At 53.6% G+C, this 21,053-nt stretch carries 17 protein-coding genes, 1 tRNA gene and 2 pseudogenes; 14 read left to right on the top strand and 6 right to left on the bottom strand.

What is annotated here, in order from left to right; genetic code table 11:
- Window position 1: 1 nt before the first annotated feature.
- From L1I42_RS03865 to L1I42_RS03825, 9 genes are read left to right on the top strand one after another with little or no spacing between them, the layout of a single operon-like run.
- Window positions 2-2,290 (top strand): bifunctional salicylyl-CoA 5-hydroxylase/oxidoreductase, encoded by a 2,289-nt coding sequence (locus tag L1I42_RS03865; protein WP_236113174.1) that lies wholly within the window; start codon window positions 2-4, stop codon window positions 2,288-2,290.
- Complete coding sequence (locus L1I42_RS03860) at window positions 2,287-3,033, top strand: SDR family NAD(P)-dependent oxidoreductase (protein WP_236113173.1); 747 nt, start codon at window positions 2,287-2,289, stop codon at window positions 3,031-3,033. Before L1I42_RS03865 ends, L1I42_RS03860 begins: the two co-directional genes overlap by 4 nt.
- Window positions 3,030-3,497 (top strand): MarR family winged helix-turn-helix transcriptional regulator, encoded by a 468-nt coding sequence (locus tag L1I42_RS03855; protein WP_236113172.1) that lies wholly within the window; start codon window positions 3,030-3,032, stop codon window positions 3,495-3,497. Before L1I42_RS03860 ends, L1I42_RS03855 begins: the two co-directional genes overlap by 4 nt.
- On the top strand, window positions 3,490-4,302 hold the full coding sequence (locus L1I42_RS03850) for an enoyl-CoA hydratase family protein (RefSeq protein ID WP_236113171.1): 813 nt from the start codon (window positions 3,490-3,492) through the stop codon (window positions 4,300-4,302). Before L1I42_RS03855 ends, L1I42_RS03850 begins: the two co-directional genes overlap by 8 nt.
- Complete coding sequence (locus L1I42_RS03845) at window positions 4,302-5,438, top strand: acyl-CoA dehydrogenase family protein (protein WP_236113170.1); 1,137 nt, start codon at window positions 4,302-4,304, stop codon at window positions 5,436-5,438. Before L1I42_RS03850 ends, L1I42_RS03845 begins: the two co-directional genes overlap by 1 nt.
- A 20-nt stretch (window positions 5,439-5,458) precedes the next feature.
- Window positions 5,459-7,087 (top strand): AMP-binding protein, encoded by a 1,629-nt coding sequence (locus tag L1I42_RS03840; protein WP_236113169.1) that lies wholly within the window; start codon window positions 5,459-5,461, stop codon window positions 7,085-7,087.
- On the top strand, window positions 7,084-8,280 hold the full coding sequence (kynU, locus tag L1I42_RS03835; protein ID WP_236113168.1) for a kynureninase: 1,197 nt from the start codon (window positions 7,084-7,086) through the stop codon (window positions 8,278-8,280). Before L1I42_RS03840 ends, kynU begins: the two co-directional genes overlap by 4 nt.
- Complete coding sequence (gene kynA, locus L1I42_RS03830) at window positions 8,277-9,113, top strand: tryptophan 2,3-dioxygenase (RefSeq protein WP_236113167.1); 837 nt, start codon at window positions 8,277-8,279, stop codon at window positions 9,111-9,113. Before kynU ends, kynA begins: the two co-directional genes overlap by 4 nt.
- Window positions 9,110-9,346: an Lrp/AsnC ligand binding domain-containing protein gene (locus L1I42_RS03825; RefSeq protein WP_236113166.1), complete on the top strand. Its 237-nt coding sequence runs from the start codon at window positions 9,110-9,112 to the stop codon at window positions 9,344-9,346. Before kynA ends, L1I42_RS03825 begins: the two co-directional genes overlap by 4 nt.
- A gap of 136 nt (window positions 9,347-9,482) precedes the next feature.
- Here L1I42_RS03825 and L1I42_RS03820 read toward each other — a convergent pair whose 3' ends face one another.
- Window positions 9,483-10,658, bottom strand: a complete 1,176-nt coding sequence (locus L1I42_RS03820) for a M20 aminoacylase family protein (protein WP_236113165.1) — start codon at window positions 10,656-10,658, stop codon at window positions 9,483-9,485.
- Between the two features lie 166 nt (window positions 10,659-10,824).
- On the opposite strand from L1I42_RS03820, the gene L1I42_RS03815 reads away from it, so the two are divergent.
- Entirely contained in the window at window positions 10,825-11,406 is a 582-nt protein-coding gene (locus tag L1I42_RS03815; RefSeq protein ID WP_236113164.1) for an ATP-dependent Clp protease proteolytic subunit, read from the top strand.
- Between the two features lie 97 nt (window positions 11,407-11,503).
- Here L1I42_RS03815 and L1I42_RS03810 read toward each other — a convergent pair whose 3' ends face one another.
- The 4 genes and pseudogenes from L1I42_RS03810 to L1I42_RS03795 all read right to left on the bottom strand — a co-directional run bounded on the left by L1I42_RS03810 (window position 11,504) and on the right by L1I42_RS03795 (window position 16,584).
- Window positions 11,504-11,983: an HNH endonuclease family protein gene (locus L1I42_RS03810; RefSeq protein ID WP_236114163.1), complete on the bottom strand. Its 480-nt coding sequence runs from the start codon at window positions 11,981-11,983 to the stop codon at window positions 11,504-11,506.
- Window positions 11,984-12,502: 519 nt separating this feature from the next.
- Window positions 12,503-13,189, bottom strand: a pseudogene (locus L1I42_RS03805) (DUF262 domain-containing protein); the annotation flags it as partial.
- A 1,286-nt stretch (window positions 13,190-14,475) separates the two neighbouring features.
- A pseudogene (locus L1I42_RS03800) lies at window positions 14,476-15,263 on the bottom strand (EAL domain-containing protein).
- A 343-nt stretch (window positions 15,264-15,606) separates the two neighbouring features.
- Complete coding sequence (locus tag L1I42_RS03795; protein WP_236113163.1) at window positions 15,607-16,584, bottom strand: DUF808 domain-containing protein; 978 nt, start codon at window positions 16,582-16,584, stop codon at window positions 15,607-15,609.
- Between the two features lie 256 nt (window positions 16,585-16,840).
- Here L1I42_RS03795 and L1I42_RS03790 point away from each other — a divergent pair, with 256 nt between their 5' ends.
- Together L1I42_RS03790 and L1I42_RS03785 are read left to right on the top strand one after the other, a co-directional pair.
- Window positions 16,841-17,515: an SDR family oxidoreductase gene (locus tag L1I42_RS03790; protein WP_236113162.1), complete on the top strand. Its 675-nt coding sequence runs from the start codon at window positions 16,841-16,843 to the stop codon at window positions 17,513-17,515.
- A gap of 168 nt (window positions 17,516-17,683) precedes the next feature.
- A complete protein-coding gene (locus L1I42_RS03785) occupies window positions 17,684-18,055 on the top strand; it encodes a DUF2513 domain-containing protein (RefSeq protein WP_236113161.1) in 372 nt (123 codons plus the stop codon).
- 179 nt (window positions 18,056-18,234) lie between these two features.
- Here L1I42_RS03785 and L1I42_RS03780 read toward each other — a convergent pair.
- Window positions 18,235-18,308: transfer RNA gene (locus L1I42_RS03780), tRNA-Gly, on the bottom strand.
- A 277-nt stretch (window positions 18,309-18,585) separates the two neighbouring features.
- Between L1I42_RS03780 and L1I42_RS03775 the strand changes: the two genes are divergently transcribed.
- Both L1I42_RS03775 and L1I42_RS03770 read left to right on the top strand, forming a co-directional pair.
- Window positions 18,586-19,341: a basic amino acid ABC transporter substrate-binding protein gene (locus tag L1I42_RS03775; RefSeq protein ID WP_439651467.1), complete on the top strand. Its 756-nt coding sequence runs from the start codon at window positions 18,586-18,588 to the stop codon at window positions 19,339-19,341.
- 60 nt (window positions 19,342-19,401) lie between these two features.
- Window positions 19,402-21,051: an amino acid ABC transporter permease gene (locus L1I42_RS03770; protein ID WP_236113160.1), complete on the top strand. Its 1,650-nt coding sequence runs from the start codon at window positions 19,402-19,404 to the stop codon at window positions 21,049-21,051.
- The last annotated feature ends 2 nt before the right edge of the window (window positions 21,052-21,053 follow it).

Below are 21,053 nucleotides of genomic sequence, written 5' to 3'. Positions count from 1 at the left end.
TATGAAAATCGCATGTTTGGGCGGTGGCCCGGCCAGCCTGTATTTTGCCATCAGCATGAAGCGGCGCGATCCGTCGCACGACATTACGATTTTTGAACGCAACAAACCAGATGATACATTTGGATGGGGCGTGGTTTTGTCCGATGAAACCCTTGATAATATGGCCGAAAATGACAAGGAAAGCGCCGAAGCGATCCGTGAGCATTTCGCTTATTGGGACGATATCGCGGTGGTGCATGATGGGCACCGCACCGTTTCCACCGGCCATGGCTTTTGCGGCGTGGGCCGCATGCAATTGCTGCTGACCTTGCAGGAACGCGCCCGCGAACTCGGCGTTAAAATGGAGTTCCAAACCGAAATTGATAGCGCCTCGCCTCTGATGAAAGAATATGATTTGGTGGTGGCCGCTGACGGGTTGAACTCCAAAACTCGCAATGAATTTGCCGAGCATTTCAAGCCCGAAATCGATACGCGCAAATGTCATTTTGTGTGGCTCGGCACCCACCAGAAATTTGATGATGCCTTCACCTTTATTTTTGAGAAAACCAAGCATGGTTGGGTGTGGGCCCACGCCTATCAATTCGATAAGGACACGGCGACCTTTATTGTCGAGTGCGCGCCTGAAACATTCGAAAAGTTTGGGTTTGGCGAAATCAGCCAGCAGGAAACCATCGCCATTTGTGAAGAGATTTTCAAAGATCATTTGGGCGGCCATAGCCTGATGACCAACGCCAACCATATTCGTGGCTCGGCCTGGCTGAATTTCCCGCGTGTATTGTGTGAAAAATGGCACCATGAAAATGTCGTGCTGTTGGGTGATGCTTCGGCCACGGCCCACTTCTCCATCGGTTCGGGCACCAAACTCGCCATTGAAAGCGCCATTGCGCTGGCTGAGTTTTTGCACACTGAGCCGACTCTCGACGCCGCGTTCCGCAAATATCAGGAAGATCGTCGCTTGGATGTGCTGCGCCTGCAAAGTGCGGCCCGCAACTCAACCGAATGGTTTGAAGATGTGGAGCGCTATCTCGATCTCGATCCGGTGCAGTTCAACTATTCCCTGCTCACCCGTTCACAGCGGATCAGCCATGAGAATCTGCGCCTGCGCGATCCGGAATGGCTGAAATCTGCTGAAATGTGGTTTCAGGAGCAGGCTGGCGCGAAGGGCGTGCATCGTGCGCCAATGTTTGCGCCATTCAAGCTGCGCGATATGGAATTGAAGAACCGCGTGGTGGTCTCCCCCATGGCCCAATATAAGGCCAAGGATGGCTGCCCCACCGATTGGCATTTTGCCCATTACGCTGAGCGCGCCAAGGGTGGCGCTGGTCTTGTTTATGTGGAAATGACCTGCGTGTCGCCCGAAGGGCGGATCACGCCGGGTTGCCCGGGGCTTTATGCCCCCGAGCATGAGGCGGCGTGGACCCGCCTTACAGATTTTGTGCATAGCGAGACCAGCGCCAAAATGGCGATGCAAATCGGCCATTCCGGCCGCAAGGGTTCCACCCAATTGGGGTGGGAAACCATGGACGCGCCGTTGAAAGACGGCAATTGGCCGCTTCTGTCTGCATCCGACCTTCCTTGGTCGCCGGATAATGCGACGCCAAGGGCCATGGATCGCGACGATATGGATATGGTGCGCGACCAGTTTGTCGCTTCCACCAAGATGGCGGATCGCGCCGGGTTCGACATGGTCGAGCTGCACGCCGCGCACGGCTATTTGATTTCGTCCTTCATTTCGCCCAAGTCCAACAATCGGCAGGATGAATATGGCGGTTCACTGGACAATCGCATGCGCTATCCGCTGGAAGTGGCGCAAGCCATGCGCGATGCCTGGCCGGATCACAAGCCTATGTCCGTGCGGATTTCCGCCAATGACTGGGTGGGCGCAGAAGGCGTAACGCCAGACGAAGCGGTGCAGATCGCACAAATGTTCTCCGCCGTGGGGATCGACATTATTGACGTGTCCGCTGGCCAGACCTCAGTTGATGCCGCCCCGATTTATGGCCGCATGTTCCAAACCCCGTTCTCTGACCGCATCCGCAATGAGACCGGACTGAACACCATGGCCGTGGGCAATATTTATGAGCCGGACCATATCAATTCGATTCTGATGGCAGGCCGGGCTGATCTGGTATGTTTAGCGCGTCCGCATTTGGCTGATCCTTATTGGACGTTGCATGCCGCAGCCGCCCTTGGCGACAAAGATAGCGAATGGCCCTTGCCCTATTTGCCTGGTCGGGATCAAATGATGCGACTGGCAGAGCGGAATGAAGGCATTGGGATCAAGGTATGACACTAAACGGCAAAGACATATTGATCACAGGCGGCGGCACCGGCGTGGGCGCGGTGATGGCCAAGCAGTTCGCTGAAGCGGGCGGCACGGTCACCGTGGCGGGCCGCACGCGTGCAACGCTTGAACAAGCGGCCAGCCAACATGCCAACATCAACGTGGCAACCGTCGACATCACCGACGAAGAGTCGGTTAAAGCCCTGTTTGACGAGATCGGCGTGATGGATATTGTGGTCGCCAATGCGGGCGCGTCATCCAGCGCCCCCCTGGCCAAGACCTCTCTTGCCGATTGGCAGCACATGATTGATGTGAATTTGACCGGCACCTTCCTGACCCTCAAGGAGGGTTTGGTGCGGCTGAAGGGCGAAGAATGGGGGCGCTTGATCGCTGTTGCGTCTACCGCTGGCCTGAAAGGCTATCCTTATGTCGCGCCCTATGCGGCGGCGAAGCATGGGGTGATCGGCCTCATCAAAAGCATGGCACTGGAAGTGGCGAAAAGCGGCATCACCGCCAATGCGCTTTGCCCCGGCTTTCTCAATACAGAAATGACCGAGCGGTCCATCGCCAATATTATGGAAAAGACAGGCATGAGCGCAGATGATGCGCTTAAGGCACTGGCAAAAAACAATCCGCAGGGACGGCTGATCGAGCCGGAAGAAGTGGCCGCGGCGGCACTTAATTTGTGCGGTCCGCATAGTGAGGGGCTCAACGGTGTGGCCCTTTCTATTTCAGGAGGCGAAGTATGAGCGCAACTGACCCGGTGACGGGACACCCCATGAGCAAGCAGCGCTTGCGCCTGTGGCTGCATATGCTGAAAACGGCCCGCTTTGTGGAGAATGAGCTGCGCGAGCGCATGCGCATCACCTACCAATCCACCCTGCCCCGCTTTGATGTGATGGCGATGCTGGACCGCACCCGCGAGGGCCTGTTGATGAGCCAATTGTCTCAGCAATTGATGGTCTCCAACGGCAATGTGACGGGCATTATCGATCGGCTGGTGCAGGATGGCTATGTGGTGCGGGTCTCCGTGAAGGGCGACAAGCGCGCCACGCTGGTGCGCCTCACCCCGAAGGGCATCGAGAAATTTGCCGAAATGGCCGCCGAGCATGAACGCTGGATCGATGAATTGATGGACAATGTGCAAGATCAGGACATTGAACACTTTATCGACGCGCTCAACCATATCCGAAAGGATCATCAGCATGACTAAACTGGCCGATTATCAACCCGAGCATTTTTTGCTGACCATGAAGGGCGACATTGCAATTGTGCAATTGAACCGCCCCGACCGGAAAAACCCGCTGACCTTTGAAAGCTATGCCGAGTTGCGCGATTTCTTCCGCGAACTCCATTATGCCGATGATATCAACGCCGTAATTTTTGCCAGTAATGGCGGCAATTTCTGTTCCGGCGGTGATGTGCATGACATTATCGGGCCGTTGGTGGGCATGGACATGAAGGAGCTGTTGGCCTTCACCCGTATGACCGGGGATCTGGTCAAAGCCATGCTCAATTGCTCCACCCCGATCATCTCTGCTGTCGATGGCGTGGCCGTCGGGGCGGGCGCGATTATCGCCATGGCGTCCGACATGCGGTTGGCGACACTGGAAGCCAAAACCGCCTTTTTGTTTACCCGTGTTGGCCTTGCGGGCTGCGACATGGGCGCGTGCGCCATGCTGCCCCGCCTGATCGGGCAAGGTCGCGCGGCGGAACTGCTTTACACGGGTCGCTCCATGAGCGCCGAGGAAGGTCACAATTGGGGCTTTTTCAACGCGCTGCACAGCGCCGATGAGTTAGATGATGCGGCCATGAAGCTGGCTGAGCGTGTGGTGGCGGGACCGACTTTTGCCCACGGGATCACCAAAACCCAGCTTAATCAAGAGTGGAGCATGAGCCTCGAACAAGCGATTGAGAGCGAAGCGCAGGCGCAGGCTTTGTGTATGCAAACCAAGGATTTTGAGCGCGCCTATCACGCGTTTGTCGCGAAAGAAAAACCAAAGTTTGAGGGCAATTAATGGCCGATCAAAGCTTTCTCAACTGGCCCTTTTTTGAAGATAAGCACCGCGCCTTGCACGCTGAGCTAGAGGCTTGGGCCAGCGCCAATTTGCCCGTCGATCACTCCGATGTGGATCAGGCCTGCAAAGATCTGGTGGCCGCGTTGGGCAAAGCAGGCTTTTTGCAATATAGCGGCGCGAAGCAAGGCGAAACGCTGGATGTGCGCTGCCTGTGCCTGATCCGCGAAACTTTAGCGCGGCATGATGGCCTGGCCGATTTTGCCTTTGCCATGCAAGGCTTGGGTACCGGGGCGCTGTCGCTGTTCGGCACACCGGACCAGCAGGCTTGGCTGGACAAAACCCGCGCAGGCGAAGCGCTTTCGGCGTTTGCTTTGAGCGAGCCCAAGTCCGGATCGGATGTGGCCAATATTGAATTGAGCGCCGAAGATAAGGGCAATCATTATGTGCTCAATGGGGAAAAGACCTGGATTTCCAATGGCGGCATCGCCAATGTCTACACAGTATTTGCCCGCACAGGCGAAGCGCCGGGGGCCAAGGGGCTATCCGCCTTTGTGGTGCCAACCGATAGCGAAGGGCTAGAGATTGCCGAACGCTTGGACGTGATCGCGCCGCACCCATTGGCACGGCTCAAGTTTAACAATGTGCATGTGCCGAAAACCGGCATGATCGGTGAGGCAGGCGCTGGCTTTAAGATCGCCATGAGCGTTTTGGATGTGTTCCGCTCCACCGTTGGGGCGGCCGCATTGGGCTTTGCCCGCCGGGCATTGGACGAAACTTTGACTCGCGCCAAATCGCGGGAATTGTTCGGTGCGCCCTTGGCCGAATTGCAGATGGTGCAAGGCCACATTGCCGATATGGCCTTGGATGTGGATGCGGCTGCCTTGCTGATTTACCGCGCCGCCTGGACCAAAGATATGGGCGCTGCTCGCGTGACGCGGGAAGCCGCCATGGCCAAACTTTACGCGACGGACAAAGCGCAAGAGGTGATCGACAAAGCCGTGCAGATTCACGGTGGCGACGGGGTGCGCAAAGGGTCGATCGTGGAGAGCCTTTACAGAGAAATTCGCGCCTTGCGTATTTATGAGGGCGCATCAGACGTCCAGAAAATTGTGATTGCGCGCCAGGCCTTGGCTTAGGCGCCGCTTGGGAGGGGATGATGGAAACTTTAGGACCAACCGGACATGTGGACCATTTTTGCCGGGAGAACTTGCCGCCATTTGATCAGTGGCCGCAGATCAATACGGAAGATTTCACCTATCCGGAATATTTGAATGTAGGCCGCGCCCTCACCGATGCGATGGTGGAAAAAGGCTTTGGCGACCACACTGCTTTGATCGGCAATGGCCGCCAGCGCACCTATAAGGAATTGGCGGACTGGACCAACCGTTTGGCCCATGCGCTGGTGGAAGATTATGGCGTGAAGCCGGGCAACCGCGTGTTGATCCGCTCTGCCAACAACCCCGCCATGGTTGCCTGCTGGCTGGCCGCCACCAAGGCAGGCGCGGTGGTGGTGAACACCATGCCGTTGCTGCGCGCGGGCGAATTGGGTGCCATTGTCGACAAGGCCGAAATTGAATTTGCCTTGTGCGACACGCGGATGATGGACGAGATTGTTGCCTGCGGCAAAACCTCGAAATATCTCAAAACCATTATCGGCTTTGATGGCACGGCCAATCATGATGCGGAACTGGATCGGGTTGCCTTGGGCAAGTCGGTGAAGTTTGACGCGGTGAAAACGGGTCGCGACGATGTGGCCCTGTTGGGCTTTACCTCGGGCACCACGGGTGAACCAAAAGCCACCATGCATTTCCACCGCGATCTGCTGATCATCGCTGATGGCTATGCCAAAGAGGTGTTGCAAGTCACTCCAGAGGATGTGTTTGTCGGCTCGCCACCTTTGGCCTTCACTTTCGGGCTGGGCGGCTTGGCCGTGTTCCCCTTGCGCTTTGGCGCAACGGCCACCTTGCTGGAAACAGCGTCGCCACCGAACATGATCGAGATCATCGAGACCCACAAAGCCACCATCTGTTTTACCGCCCCCACCGCCTATCGCGTGATGTTGCGGGCCATGGATGAAGGGGCGGATTTGTCCACCTTGCGTTGTGCGGTATCCGCGGGTGAAACCTTGCCTGAGCCTGTGTTTGAGGAATGGCAGAAAAAAACCGGCAAGCCGATGCTGGACGGCATTGGCGCCACCGAAATGCTGCACATCTTTATCTCCAACCGCTTGGATGATGCTAAACCTGCGTGCACCGGCAAGCCGGTGACCGGCTATGAAGCCAAAGTGGTTGACGACGAGATGAACGAAATGCCGCGTGGCGAACCGGGGCGTTTGGCCGTGCGTGGCCCCACAGGTTGTCGCTATTTGAATGATGAGCGGCAGGCCAAATATGTCACGGACGGGTGGAACATTACCGGCGACACCTTTGTGGAAGACGAGAATGGCTATTTCCATTTTGCTGCCCGCAATGACGATATGATCATTTCATCTGGCTACAACATCGCCGGACCTGAAGTTGAAGCAGCGCTTTTGTCGCATGAGCATGTGCTTGAATGCGCGGTGATTGGCGTGCCAGACAATGAGCGCGGGCATATTGTGCAAGCCCATGTGGTCCTAACCGAAGACGCCACGCCATCAGAGGAATTGATCAAAATTTTGCAGGATCATGTGAAAGCCACCATTGCGCCGTTTAAATATCCGCGCTCCGTGATCTTCACTGATCAATTGCCCAAAACCCAAACCGGAAAAATCCAACGGTTCCAGTTAAGAGAGAAGCAAGCGTGACCGATATTTTCGCCCAGACCAAAGCCAAGTTTCATCTGCCCAAGGGCATGATTTATCTGGATGGCAACAGCCTTGGCCCGTTGCCAAAAGCGGCGATGGGCGTGGTGGAGCGCACCATTCAAGATGAATGGGGCGAGATGCTGATCACCGGCTGGAATAAGGCCGGTTGGATCAACAAGCCCAGCGAGATTGGCGACCGGATTGGCAAATTAATCGGCGCGCCCGCTGGTTCTGTGGTCATGGGCGACACCCTGTCGATCAAGGTTTATCAGGCTTTGGCCTCGGCATTGGAGCTCAATCCGGGCCGCAAGGTCGTGCTGTCCGACAGCGGCAATTTCCCGTCGGACCTATATATGGCCGATGGTTTATTGAAGAGCTTGGGCGCCGAATATGAGCTGCGTGTGGTCGCGCCAGAAGAAGTTGAAGGTGCGCTGACCGACGATGTGGCCGTGATGATGATCACCGAGGTGGATTATCGCACCGGGCGCAAGCACGACATGAAAGCGCTGACCGGAAAAGCCCATGCCAATGGCATTTTGACCATTTGGGATTTGGCCCACTCCGCAGGCGCATTGCCCGTTGACCTTGAAGGCTGCAACGCTGATTTTGCAGTGGGCTGCACCTATAAATATCTCAATGGTGGTCCCGGTGCCCCTGCTTTTATCTATGTGGCGGACAAGCATAAAGATGCGGCGCGCCCGGCCCTTTCCGGCTGGATGGGTCACGAAGCGCCGTTCGCCTTTGATCTCGATTATCGCGCGGCGCCGGGCATTGAGCGGATGCGTGTGGGCACGCCGCCGATCATCGCCCTGAGCGTTTTGGAAGCCAGCATGGACATTTGGGACATGGTGGAGATGGACGCGGTGCGCGCGCGGTCCATCGAGTTATGTGATTTGTTTATTGATGAAGTTGAGCGGCTTTGCCCGCAACTGCAATTGGGGTCGCCGCGTGAAGGCAAGCGCCGTGGTTCGCAAGTGTCATTCCATTTCGAGAATGGCTATGCGGCGATGCAGGCACTGATTGCCAACGGGGTAATCGGCGATTTCCGCGCCCCGGATATGATGCGGTTCGGGTTTACCCCGCTTTATGTTGATCATGATGATGTGCGTGGCGCTGCGGCCATTCTTGGTACGATTATTAATGATAAGGTTTGGGACGATCCCAAGTACCAAAAAAGGTCAAAAGTTACATGATCAAGCCATATGATCCGAGCGAAGAAGGCGCTCAAATGTCATTTGATGGACGCATGTCCTATGGTGACTATTTGCAAATTGATACCATCCTCAACACGCAAAAACCGCTCTCCACGGCGCATGATGAGATGTTGTTTATCATCCAGCATCAAACCAGCGAATTGTGGATGAAGCTGGCTGTGCATGAGCTGCATGCGGCCCGCGCGGCGATGCAGGCAAACCGCCTTGAGCCAGCGTTCAAAATGCTGGCGCGGGTGGCGCGTATTTTCGAGCAGCTCAACAATGCGTGGGACGTGCTGCGCACCATGACCCCGTCGGAATATACCCAGTTTCGCGAGACATTGGGCCAATCCTCCGGCTTTCAATCTTACCAATATCGGCAGATTGAATATATTTTGGGCAACCGCAACCAATCCATGCTGAAGCCCCATGCGCACCGGGAAGAAATTCACGCCATGCTCAAAAAAGAGCTTGAGGTGCCAAGCCTTTACGATGTGGCGCTGCAACTGGTGCATGCCAATGGCGTCGATATTCCAAAAGATATTCTGGACCGCGATGTGCGCAAAACCCATGTGGCCGACGACGGTGTTGAAGCGGCTTGGGCGACCATTTATAAGGACCCGGAAAAGCACTGGGTGTTGTATCAACTCGCCGAGAAGCTTGTTGATTTTGAAGATTATTTTCGCCGCTGGCGCTTCAACCATGTCACCACGGTGGAACGGATTATCGGCTTTAAACGGGGCACAGGCGGCACAGGTGGCGTGAGCTATTTACGCCGGATGCTGGATGTGGAACTATTCCCCGAACTTTGGCATGTGAGGACACAATTATGAATTGCGTATTTGTTCAATTGCGGTGCAAGCCGGGCAAGACTTATGAAGTTGCCGACAAAATTCACGAGCGCGAAATTGTTTCCGAGCTTTATTCGACCTCGGGAAATTTTGATTTGATGATGAAGATCTATATTCCCGAAGGGGACGATGTGGGCATGTTCATCAACGACAATATTTTGGATATTGAGGGCATTGAGCGTTCGTTGACCACGCTGACCTTTAAAACATTCTAAGGGTCAAAATCATCGAAATTAGAGAGAGATTTCAGGTGTAACCATCTGAAATCCCTTTTCTTTTGCGCAAAAACTGAAATCGAGCGCCATAATTTTAGTCTATTTCAGCAAAACTCCAGCTTTTTATGGCGAAATTTCAATTTTTTCCAATCGGCATTGCTTTTTCGACCAGCTTGATCATAAAGCTGGAGCCGGTGGGGATGATTTCATCATTAAAATCATATTCCGGGTGGTGGCAATTTGGCGTGTCGCCCTGCCCCAAGAAAATATAAGCGCCGGGCCGGGCCAGCAGCATAAAGGAAAAATCCTCCGCGCCCATTACCGGTTCAATATCGTCCTTCACTCGATCTTCGCCCACCACTTCTTTGGCGACCTCCGTTGCAAATTTGGTTTGCGCCGGATGGTTGATGGTGACCGGATATTCTTTTTGATAGTTCAGATTGATTTTGGCGCCATGCAATTGGGCAATGCCGTTGCAGATTTCCTGCATCCGCTTTTCCGCATAGTCGCGCACGTCCATATCCAACGTGCGCACGGTGCCGGACAATCGAGCCGTTTGTTCGATCACATTGTCCGCCGTGCCGCAATGAAAGGTGGTTACCGACACAACAATGGATTTGAGCGGGCCCACATTGCGCGACACGATGCGTTGAAAGGCCTGCACCAGATCTGTGCCGACGATGATCGGATCGATGCCATGGTCCGGATGGGCCGCATGGGCGCCCTTGCCCACAATCTCGATTTCAAAAAAGTCAGCAGCGGCCATCAGTGCGCCGGTGCGGATTTCAAAGTGATTGGTTTTGGTACCGGGGGAGTTGTGCAGGCCATAGACTTCATCAATGCCGAAGCGCTCCATCATCCCGTCTTTGACCATTTCATTGCCGCCGCCGCCACCTTCTTCCGCGGGTTGGAAAATCATCACGGCGGTGCCGTCAAAATTGCGCGTTTCGGCCAAATATTTCGCCGCGCCCAGCAAAATGGTGGTGTGGCCATCATGGCCGCAGGCATGCATTACGCCCTCATTTTGCGATTTATACTCATGGTTCAAAATCTCGGTGATGGGCAGCGCATCCATATCGGCGCGCAGGCCGATGGTTTTGCCGGATTTGTTCTCGCGCCCTTTGATCACCGCCACCACGCCGGTTTTGCCAATGCCGGTGACAATTTCATCCACGCCATAGCTTTTAAGCTTTTCCGCCACCAGCGCTGCGGTGCGATGTTCGTTAAAGCCCAGCTCGGGATGAGCATGAATGTCTTGCCGGATTTCGGTCAGTTCTTTATGAAATTCAGCAACACGATTGATAACTGGCATTTGTCTCCCCTTGAACATTGGTGCAACCAATATCACCTAAGAGATCATGCCCCATTAACAATGGCAAATGGAATTGTTTGGCTGAACACAATTTTACGTTAGATTTAGCCGAATCATGAATTAAAAAGCCAAGATGCATTTCGAACGGCAAGGACAGATTTTAGCTATGGCAAATGAAAACGAAGACAAACAAGACAACAAGAACGACCCAACCGTTGAGAAAATCCTGTTTAAAAACCGCACGGTTTTGATCACAGGCGAAATCAACGACAAGCTCGCGCGCGAAGCTTCTGGTCGGTTGTTGGCACTTGCCGATCAATCTGATGATCCGATCAATGTGTTTATCAGCTCACCTGGCGGCCATGTGGAAAGTGGCGACATGGTGCATGACATCATCAAATTCATTAAGCCCAAAGTGCGCACCATCGGCAGCGGCTGGGTGGCCAGCGCCGGCGCGCTGATCTTTATCGGCGCCAAACGCGAAAACCGGCTGTGCCTGCCCAACACCCGCTTCCTGCTGCACCAACCAAGCGGCGGCGTGGGCGGCAAAGTCTCTGACATCCAGATTCAGGCCGAGCAAATCAAGCAAATGCGCGAACGGTTCGACATTCTGTTTGCCGAAGCCACCGGCCAAACACCGGAAAAAATCGCCGAAGACACCAACCGCGATTTCTGGCTGAACACCAAAGAGGCCATTGAATATGGCCTGCTGGGCCGGGTGATCACCAATATTGATGATCTGACCTAAGCGGTTGGAGAAAATGAGGAAGCCGCCGCGAGGCGGCTTTTTTTTGTGGCGGAGGATATAACTCATACCGGCGATCATAACACTCACCGATCAAGGCCTAGATACTCCAAACCTTTGAACGCGATAACTTAGAAACACGCATGGTATTTTCTTCGATGATTTCATCGGTCAGGTCGTCAACTTCGGTAAACGCTGATGGAAGCCGATATCCGCTTTCATGCAATATCTTTTTCTTTTCTGAAAACCTCCTATCCGCCAATCGGCCGTTGGTTACTTTGTCGACCAAAATAAGGTTTCCAATTTGACCAACTATGGTCTCATCCCGGTCAGACGCCTGGGGAATAAGGTGTTCGATTGTAAGATCATCACTTTCACCCACAGTCGGACTACCTTCCTCATTTTGCACCTTTTTCAAGATATATCTAATAAGCTCTTTCTGCGAAGTTTGACCACGTGTGAAGACAATTTGGCGAAAGTTAGCATCAAACTCATCCGGATCAGGTGCTCTATCACGAAGTTTACGATTCAAATCACGCAAGACTTGCACTGCGCTCTCAGTGTTCCTGCTATTGAACATTTGTTTTCCAAATGAAGCAAACATTCCAGATATTCCACCGGAGGACCTAGAAGACGTAACTGCATTGAAGGTGAAGTGAAATTTTTCAATCATGTTGAGTGCGTCGCGCAAATGCCGGTATCGAATGATCCCATCCCTATATGCTCGAATTAGAGAAAGAATGCCGGGCGTGGACTGTTTCACTTTGAATATCCGCAATGCTCGAAGTGACTTCGCAACCTCTTTCTCATCATTAGTCCAACTAAAATCAGGATCAAAGATTGACCTCCAGTGCTCAGCGTCACTTTGGAAGCGATTTAGATGATTGTCAGCATTGCTACTATCGATCCGCTCCTTCGCCTTGGCGAAAGCTTTGGCCTTTGTTACGAAATCATATCTTGATTGCCAAGAATGCACTACAAACTCATCCGGATCCAGGTTTATCGGCGCGCCCCTAATAGTTGCAATTACATTTCGCCATTTCAGTGTTGCATGATCAACTTCTGTCCCTTCGTCGATCATCTTTTTGAAATGGTTTCGTAGCAAGTCCGTGAGCGCGAGGTCCTTACCTCTGGTGTTCAGCGTTTCAAAAATCGTGTAAGCGTCACTTTCATTATCAAGCGTAACAACGATTACGTTCAGGTCTAACACCGTATCTCTAATTTCAGTAAGCCAGCGTACAACCTCAGTCTTGTTTTCTTCAGGCGTTCTTTCAAGATTACCTAGAATAGCGTCAGTTTCTATTGCGATCTTTTTATTGAACTCTGAAAAGGCTCTTTCGATGGCCCGTTCTTCGTCACCAAGCCGCGTGGCAATAGTTGAAGGTTTGTCTTTGAGCACCTCTTCTTGTAAATACGGATAGCTTGTTTCCGTTTTTAGCACGTAGACGACACGCGAATCACGATCTCTTTGTTGGATGTATGCCTGTATGCCTTCTGCAAGAGCTTTGGCACCAACCTTCTTAAATCCTTCTCTCAATGCACAAAGCAATATCGCGATGGTTGTTAGCCGCTATTGGCCGTCTACAACAAAAACTTTCGAGCGATTACCTTTGTAGACAACCATTGAACCAATGAAATATGTATCTGATATGTTTTCCAGTATGTCGTCCCAAAACTTATTTATGTGATCCAACTCCCAAGAGTAAGGTCTTTGGAAACTTGGGATTTCAAATACTGTTCCCTTTAGCAATGCTTCTATTGCTTGGTCCTGAGACTCGATCTTCATATATTAAACCACATCATTTGGATTTTACGGCAAGGTTGTATTAGACATTCAGCAATGCCAATGGTTAGAGGAAAATACTACATAGGCCCTGAATCGAGCCCAGGCGATGTTTGTGCAGGCTACTGGTCCCATAGTCGCTTGAATCGGACTCCGCTAATGCTTTCATCTTTCCCGCGCAGGCGGGAACCTATTTTGGAGTTTCAGTTGGGCAAACCGTTTACGGCTTCGGTCCTAGTTTGCGCTTTACTGGATCCCCGGGTCAAGCCCGAGGATGACGAGGGAGCGAGGTGTTGGCGTTGTGCCAAATGGCTCCAACATCCCCTGATTATGCCCGACAGCATTCTCCTCCCGTCACCCCAAGACTTGATTTTGGGGCCCATTTGCGATTGGCCAAGCGGCAGGCTTGTTCGGTCTTCTCCTCCCTCTTGCCATGAGAAAATGTGAAATGGATTGCAAGATCAAGTCTTGCAATGACGGTGGGGTTTGGGGGGTGGGCACTGCCATGAGCGCTATCTCTTTGGCCCCGGATCAAGTCCGGGGTGACGTGTGGGCAGGTGGCTGGCCCATCTAACGTACAGCCATCGAACCGCCGCTACTTTCGTCATTCCCGCGCACGCGGGAATCCAGGTTGGACTTTCTGCGGAGTATACCGTTGGCGTTGTACGCCTTCGGTTGCGCTTGACTGGATCCCCGGGTCAAGCCCGAGGATGACGTGTCTGCGGGGTGTTGGCATTGTGCAGTAGGGCTCCGGCTCGACATCAATGATTGGGCAGTTAAATTGCCTCTCCCGTCACCCCAAGACTTGATCTTGGGGTCCATTTGCGACTGGCCAAGTGGCAGGCTTGTTCGGCCTTTCTCCTATCTCTTGCCAAGAGGACAAGTGAAATGGATTGCAAGATCATGTCTTGCAATGACGGTGGTGTTTGGCGCTTAGGCACTGCCATGGGCGCTGTTGGTGTGGCCCCCGGAACAAGTCCGGGGTGGTGGGTTAGGTCGAGCGTCACCAACACCTCCCCTGTTCGGCGATCGCACCGCCTTTACCTTCGTCATTCCCGCGCACGCGGGAATCCAGAACGGACTTTCAGCTGGTAAAAAGGCTTCGGATTGAAGCCGCGCTTTGGGTGAAGCGATCAGAGTTTTAGAATGTGAGTGCGGTTGTTGTTATCGGGCTTTTTTGCGCTCTTTGGCCCGGTTTGGACCTGTGGCTTTTAAGACGGGAGAAAAATTCAAGCGGTTCGTTGGGCTTCTTCGGCGGGTAGCGAAGTTTGTGTGCCCGCTGGCTTCTTTCATGGACCAGCAAGGCCATTGGAGAGAGCTGGAATATCGGCCTCGCGCGCAAAAGTCTCGAGCGCGGGTTTGGCGATAAAATAGCCTTGGAAAAGATCGATGCCCAGCTCGAGCAGAGTGTCAGTTTCCGCTGCTGTTTCGACCCCCTCTGCCAACACTTTGAATTGCATGAGATTGCTCATCGTCATGATCCCTTGCACAATGGCCTGCCGGCTTGGCGATTGGTCGATATTTCGGATCAATTCCATATCAATTTTGACAATGTCGGTTTGAAAGCGTGCCAAAAGACCGAGACCAGAAAACCCGGCCCCGAAATCATCAATGGCAGTTGTGAACCCCATTTTGCGGTACTCGGTCACAATATGCTGAACATGATCGGTATCCCGCATTTCCTCTTGCTCGGTAAATTCAAACATCAGTCGACTCGGGCTAAAATTTGCCTTTGCTGATGCGGCCAAGGTGGCGCGGATGCACGCCTTTGGCTCATATACCGCATTGGGCAAAAAGTTGATCGACAACATCGCATTTGAACGGGGGGCATCTTTTCGCCAGCGAGTTCAATCGCTTTAACACGGCACGCCTGATCAAATGCGTATCTGTTCTCCTCAGTGACTTGGCTGAGGACGTCAAACGCGCTTTCGCCGTTCTGCCCCCGAACCAAGGACTCATATCCCCAGATATGCCCCTTGGCCAAATCAACGATGGGTTGAAATGCCATCGTGAACGGCACGACGAATTTGTTCGCGTCCGCATTTTTACAGCCGTTACAACCAATAGGTTTAGACATGCCAATCAAGCCTGCTTTACAAAGTCCCAAGCTTTAGAACTTGCGGTGAACTCATTAAGAATGGGCTAATCCTGTGGCAAAGTCTGCCGATTGGTCTTGTTTTTCGCACTGATTTGAAAATGTCCAGACAAGCTTGCGCGCATTGATGTCATTGGTGGCTTGGATGAGTGCGCTGGGGTAACTCGCTCGCCGCGTGCGGTTGCGCCGGACTGGATCCCCGGGTGAAGCCCGAGGAAAAGGGGGATGCGGGTTGGTTGGCGTTGTGCCTTATGGCTCCACCCCACCCTTGATCCCTCCCCATCAAGGGGAGGGAAATAATGCCTCGCCCGCGCTTGGCTTTCTCTTATTCCGGTGCCGCCACGGGCTTTGGGGCAAATCTGGTCCAGAGGGGTTTGATGATTTTGACGCCGATGGGGATCAGGATCACGCCGAGGGCGAGGCCGAAGATGCCGTCTAAGCCGGCCGTAACGGTCCATTCTATCGCGCCTTGCCAGGCGCCAATGGCGTTGGCGGCGTCTACGGCGACGTGGTGAATCATGTCATAAGGGGCGGAGAAGCCCATTTGGTCGAGGGCGTGCAGAATGATCGAGCCGCCGACCCAGAGCATGGCGGTGGTGCCGACCACCATCAATAGAGTCATGAATTTGGGCATGCCATAGACAATGCCGCGGCCAAGGGCTCGGGTTAAACTCAGGCGGCCATTTTCGGCCAGATAGAGACCGACATCGTCGGCCTTCACGATCAGCGCCACCGCGCCATAGACCAGCACGGTGATGCCCACCGCGACCATGGCCAATGTGGCAGCTTCCATCCAGAGAGCACTTTCGGGGATGGCCGCCAGGGCGATGGTCATGATTTCGGCCGAGAGTATAAAATCGGTTTTTATCGCGCCGGCCACCTTTTCTTTTTCCAGATGGGCGGCATCGCCTTCGGTGTGGCTGCCGTCCGGGCCGCCATGGCCTTTGCCAAACCCTAGGAAATGGGCAACCTTTTCGGCGCCTTCAAAGCACAAATAACCGCCGCCGAGCATCAGCAAAGGCGGAATCATCCATGGTGCAAAAGCGGACAAGGCCAGCCCGGCGGGCAAGAGGAAAATCAGCTTGTTGATCAGCGAGGCGCGGGCAATTTTCCACACCATGGGCAATTCGCGTGCCGGGGAAAAGCCCTGCATATATTTGGGGGTAACGGCGGCATCATCAATCACCGCACCGGCGGCTTTGGAGCCTGCCTTGACGGCCTGTGCCGTCACATCGTCAATTGATGCGGCGGCCAATTTGGCCAGCGCCGCCACATCATCCAGCAGTGCCATCAACCCGCTCATGCCTGTCTCCCGAAATGTTCGCGCCGACAGAGCGGCGGGATATCAATGCTGGCCTGCCGAATGGCCTGCCCTTTGCGGCATTATTGCCTGATTGGTTTGGTGGTTCAAGGGCTTAACTTACGGCGCGCGCTTTTATGATCATCAAGATGGGCTGGGCGGTCGTTTCGCCCTATCAAGGCGCTAAGACGGCGCGAAGCAACCAAAGTTCGGCCCGTGCGTTATGCCCACAGCTGGATTTTCAAACTGAGGAGTTTTTATGAGCGAGAAGACACTTTTTATCACCGGCGCATCCAGCGGGATCGGCGCGGCGACGGCACGGCAGGCTGTTCAAAACGGTTGGACTGTGGGGCTTTTTGCGCGCTCCGAAGACAAGCTCAAAGCGTTGGTGGATGAGTTGGGCGACAAGGCTACGGCCCTGCCCGGCGACGTGACCGACTTTAAAAGCGTGAAGGACGCGGTGGACAAGTTCGCAGATCAGGTTGGTGGCATTGACGCGGTTTATGCCAATGCGGGCACTGGTCTTTCTGCGCCGGGCACCGAGGCGGGCGACCCGGATGAGTGGGAGCAGATGATCAAGGTGAATGTGATGGGCGTTTTGTGGACCGTGAAGGCCGCCATGCCCCACCTCAAAAAACGCAAAGGCCATCTGCTGCTCACTGGCTCCGCCGCCGGACGTCGACATATTGCCGGGTCGGTTTATGGCGCCTCCAAATGGTTTGTGCATGGCTATGGCGGCAATCTTTCGGAAGAAATGCGCGAATTTGGCGGCCGCTGCACCGTGATCGCGCCGGGCATGGTGGACACGCCATTCTTTGATGAGCCTAAGCCCGACAAATTGCAGCCGGAGGATATTGCTGATGCGGTGATGCACGCGCTTAAGGCGGATTCGCGCTGCGCGGTGAATGAGATCTTTTTGATGCCGACGCAATAGGCATTGTCGGTTACTGGAGGGTTGGCCCCGGATCAGGTCCGGGGCGGCCACTTTTTCAGTTGCACCAGCATTCAAACCCGTTCCTTGATCGCCACTTGATCCAAGACAAGGCACCGTCAGCGCCTGAGACATATGCTTATATTGAGATATGTCGCAGAAAGGGAATTTATGAAACGGGATATGGATTTGGTGCGCAAAATTTTGATTGCGATTGAAAATTCGGTGGATGACGAGCCTGGCACCATCGATCTGCCCCACGACGATTATAATGATGTGACCGTTTTTCAGCATGTGCGCATGATGCATGAGGGCAATTTGATCCATGCTGTCGAAGGCCGCGGCTTTGACAAATCCGCCCCCTGGTATCCGCATTCCCTCACCTGGCATGGCCATGATTTTCTGGATGCGGTGCGCGAAGATGACATCTGGGCGCGGGTGCGGCAACGCGAAAAGGAAAGCGGCTATACCCTGCCATTAGAAGGCTTGTTTCAGTTGGCGATTTTCGAACTCAATAGCCAATTAGGCCAAATCGGCGGCTGAGTTGGTATCGGCCAGCTCTTCCTCTATGCCTACTGCAGGCGGCAACATTTCAATAGCCGATCCGCGAGTTGAGCGACGAAACGCAGGCGCGACAGCAAATGGCAATAAGCGGGAGAGAAGCGGTGCGCGCAGGTATCCGGTGCCGCACTTTTGTGCTGATGATCAAACAAAATGGCATCTGGAGCGGGTGAAGGGAATCGAACCCTCGTCGTCAGCTTGGGAAGCTGCTGCTCTACCATTGAGCTACACCCGCTTTTAAGGCTTGTCCTGATATGCCGTGGTTTGGGAATGGCGTCAAGAACCATTTTGACACCTGAGGACTCATCAATATTCAACATACCGACATCACATAATTTGATGCCAAATAATCATGAGTAAGTTGAACTTCTCAATTGAAAAAATTGAAAAACAGTGTTTACGTTAAAAAGTTAAACGATTAACTTTTCTGCCCACGCTGTCTTTTTTGCGGTGTGAGGCGAGAAGGATCGTTGAAATTGGACTATGCTTTTGATGCATAAAGGGAGAGAGAAATGATCAAAAAAAGCTTAGGCTTTGCCGCAAGTATCGGTTTGACCGCACTGATGACCCTTGGCGGGCAGGCCGCCGACTTGGGCGGTAAGGTCCTTAAAGTGGGGTCGGATACCACCTATCCACCCATGGAAACTGTAGACGAAACCACCGGCGAAATTGTCGGCTTTGACGTGGATGTTGTTGACGCCATCTGCGAGAAGATCAACTGTCGGGCGCAATTTGTTACCACCGCCTGGGATGGTATATTCGCCGCCTTGGTTCAGGGCGAATTTGACATGGTCGCTTCCGGCGTGTCCATCACCGAAGAACGAGACAAAATTGTTGATTTCACTGACCCCTATCTGGTCATGAGTCAGTCGATCATGGTGCGGGTGGACGATGAGAATGTCACATTGGATGATGTTAAAGCCGGGATGAAACTCGGCGCACAAACTGGCACCACCAACGCTCAATTGGCGGAAAGCCTGGTGGGGCGCGCCAATATGAATGTCTATGATACCGGCGCAGCGGCGATTTTGGCCCTGTCCAATGGCGACATTGATGGCGTTGTGGTGGACGGCGTGTCCGCCACGGCCTACGAGCAGGAATTTGCCGGCGAGCTTGTGCCCGCCATCAATGGCTTGGAAAGTGATCCGCTTGGCCTCGTATTCCCCGAAGGATCCGAGCTTGTGGATGCGTTCAATGAGGGATTGGCCGAGATCAAGGCTGACGGCACTTTGGACGCCCTCATCAATGAATATTTCGGAAAAGAATAGCGATTATGAGCGGGCGTAACAGGCGCCCGCTCACCCATCGCAAACACGAAGAGAACTTGCATGAATGCACTTTTGAACATGCGATCAAGCAATCTGGTTCTGCTGATTGTTTTGCCCATCTTCATCTATCTCACCTTCACCTCCTCAGATTATAGCCGATCGTTCATCGCCATAATTGGCGCTGAGCCCGGTGCACCGACCATGCTGGCCTCATTTTTGGCGCTGATTCTGCCGTTGAGTCTTGGCACTTTCGGGCTGGCAGGCTTTCTGGCAAAAAAGAAGCTGTTGGGGCTTGAGCCCGCTCAGTTGATCTGGCTGGTTTTGATCCAAGCCGTTGGCTTGCTCGTGCTCACACGGGTCGTGAGCTTTGACGCGTTTTTGAATGCGCTGGTGGTGAATGCAATTGATGCAATCCGCTCTGAGGATGTGGTGCCAGGCTCTACCCCGTGGCAACTTACAGAAATCGCTGCTGCCAAATATCGCCTGTTGTTTCAGTGGATTTTAGATGGCTTTTGCGTGTTGACAGCCCTGCTCTTTGCGGGCACGTTCACCAACAGATCGATCATTAAAAAGTGGGCTGTGCGCGGCCTGATCGGCACAAACGCTCTTGTTCTATTCTATCTCTTGTTTGTGGCGCATTTGGGTTTTGCCTCCGGTCTGTTTTTGTCCATCCGCGCGGTTGTGTTCGCCTATATTGCCGCGTCGATCCTTGGCCTGGTTCTCGCCATCATTGTGGGGCTGAAGCCCAAAAAGAAAACGTTTAACTTTTCCATTGTTTTGGTTGTTTTGCTGATTGCCGGAGCCGTTTTCGCCTTTATGCAGCCTAAACAAACCTATGTTGTTGCTGGAGATGCCAGCGCGCGCGTCCTGATCATGAAGGATACCCCGTCTCGATTGCTGGACAGCGTGCGCGAAAGTGACTGGGTGCTGCAATCAGGCAAACCCTTGTCGATCTTGTCCACCAGTTCTTTAGAACGCGGCTTAAAAATGCTCGATGAACGGGACAATGTTTCAGGCATTGTGCTGCCAGCTGAACTTCTGCCGAATGATATGCGGGCCGAATGGACAGCGCAGATATTACCTGATTTGTACCATACGCTGGGTTTCTGCTTTGTGGTTTTCGCCGTTATCGGCGCGGTGCTTACCCTCTCGGGCTTTCAGCACGGCAAACACCCGATTGCGATTGGAGCCGAATTATTCATTGATACCATCCGCGGCATTCCGATGCTGGTGATTATCCTGTATGTGGGTTTGCCGTTGGCGGGCAATATCCGCGACATCTCCAATGGCGTGATCGATATGAGCGGATTTTGGCGCGGCATTGTGGCCATTTCCATTGGATATTCGGCCTATATGGCGGAGATCTTCCGCGCGGGCATTCAATCCGTGCCCAAAGGGCAGCTCGAAGCGGCACAGGCGTTGGGTCTATCCAAGTGGCACACGGCCCGGCTGGTGATTTTGCCACAGGCTATTCGCGTGATCACACCAGCACTTGGCAACGAATTCATTGCCATGCTGAAGGACACTTCTTTGCTGTCGGTCCTGTCAGTCCGCGATATTACGCAACGCATGCGAGAATTTCAGGCATCTAGCTTTCTGCCCTTTGCGCCGTTCAACACAGCTGCTATCCTGTATGTGGTCCTTACGCTGGCCATCGCCAGTGCACTCAGTTCGCTGGAACGGCGGCAAAACAGAAATCTAACGAGGTGATT

It is taken from the genome of Maritalea mediterranea (assembly GCF_021568695.1).
GTDB lineage: Bacteria > Pseudomonadota > Alphaproteobacteria > Rhizobiales > Devosiaceae > Maritalea > Maritalea mediterranea.
The sequence above is the reverse complement of the archived record's forward strand: the minus strand, read 5'-3'. Positions and strand labels throughout refer to the sequence as shown.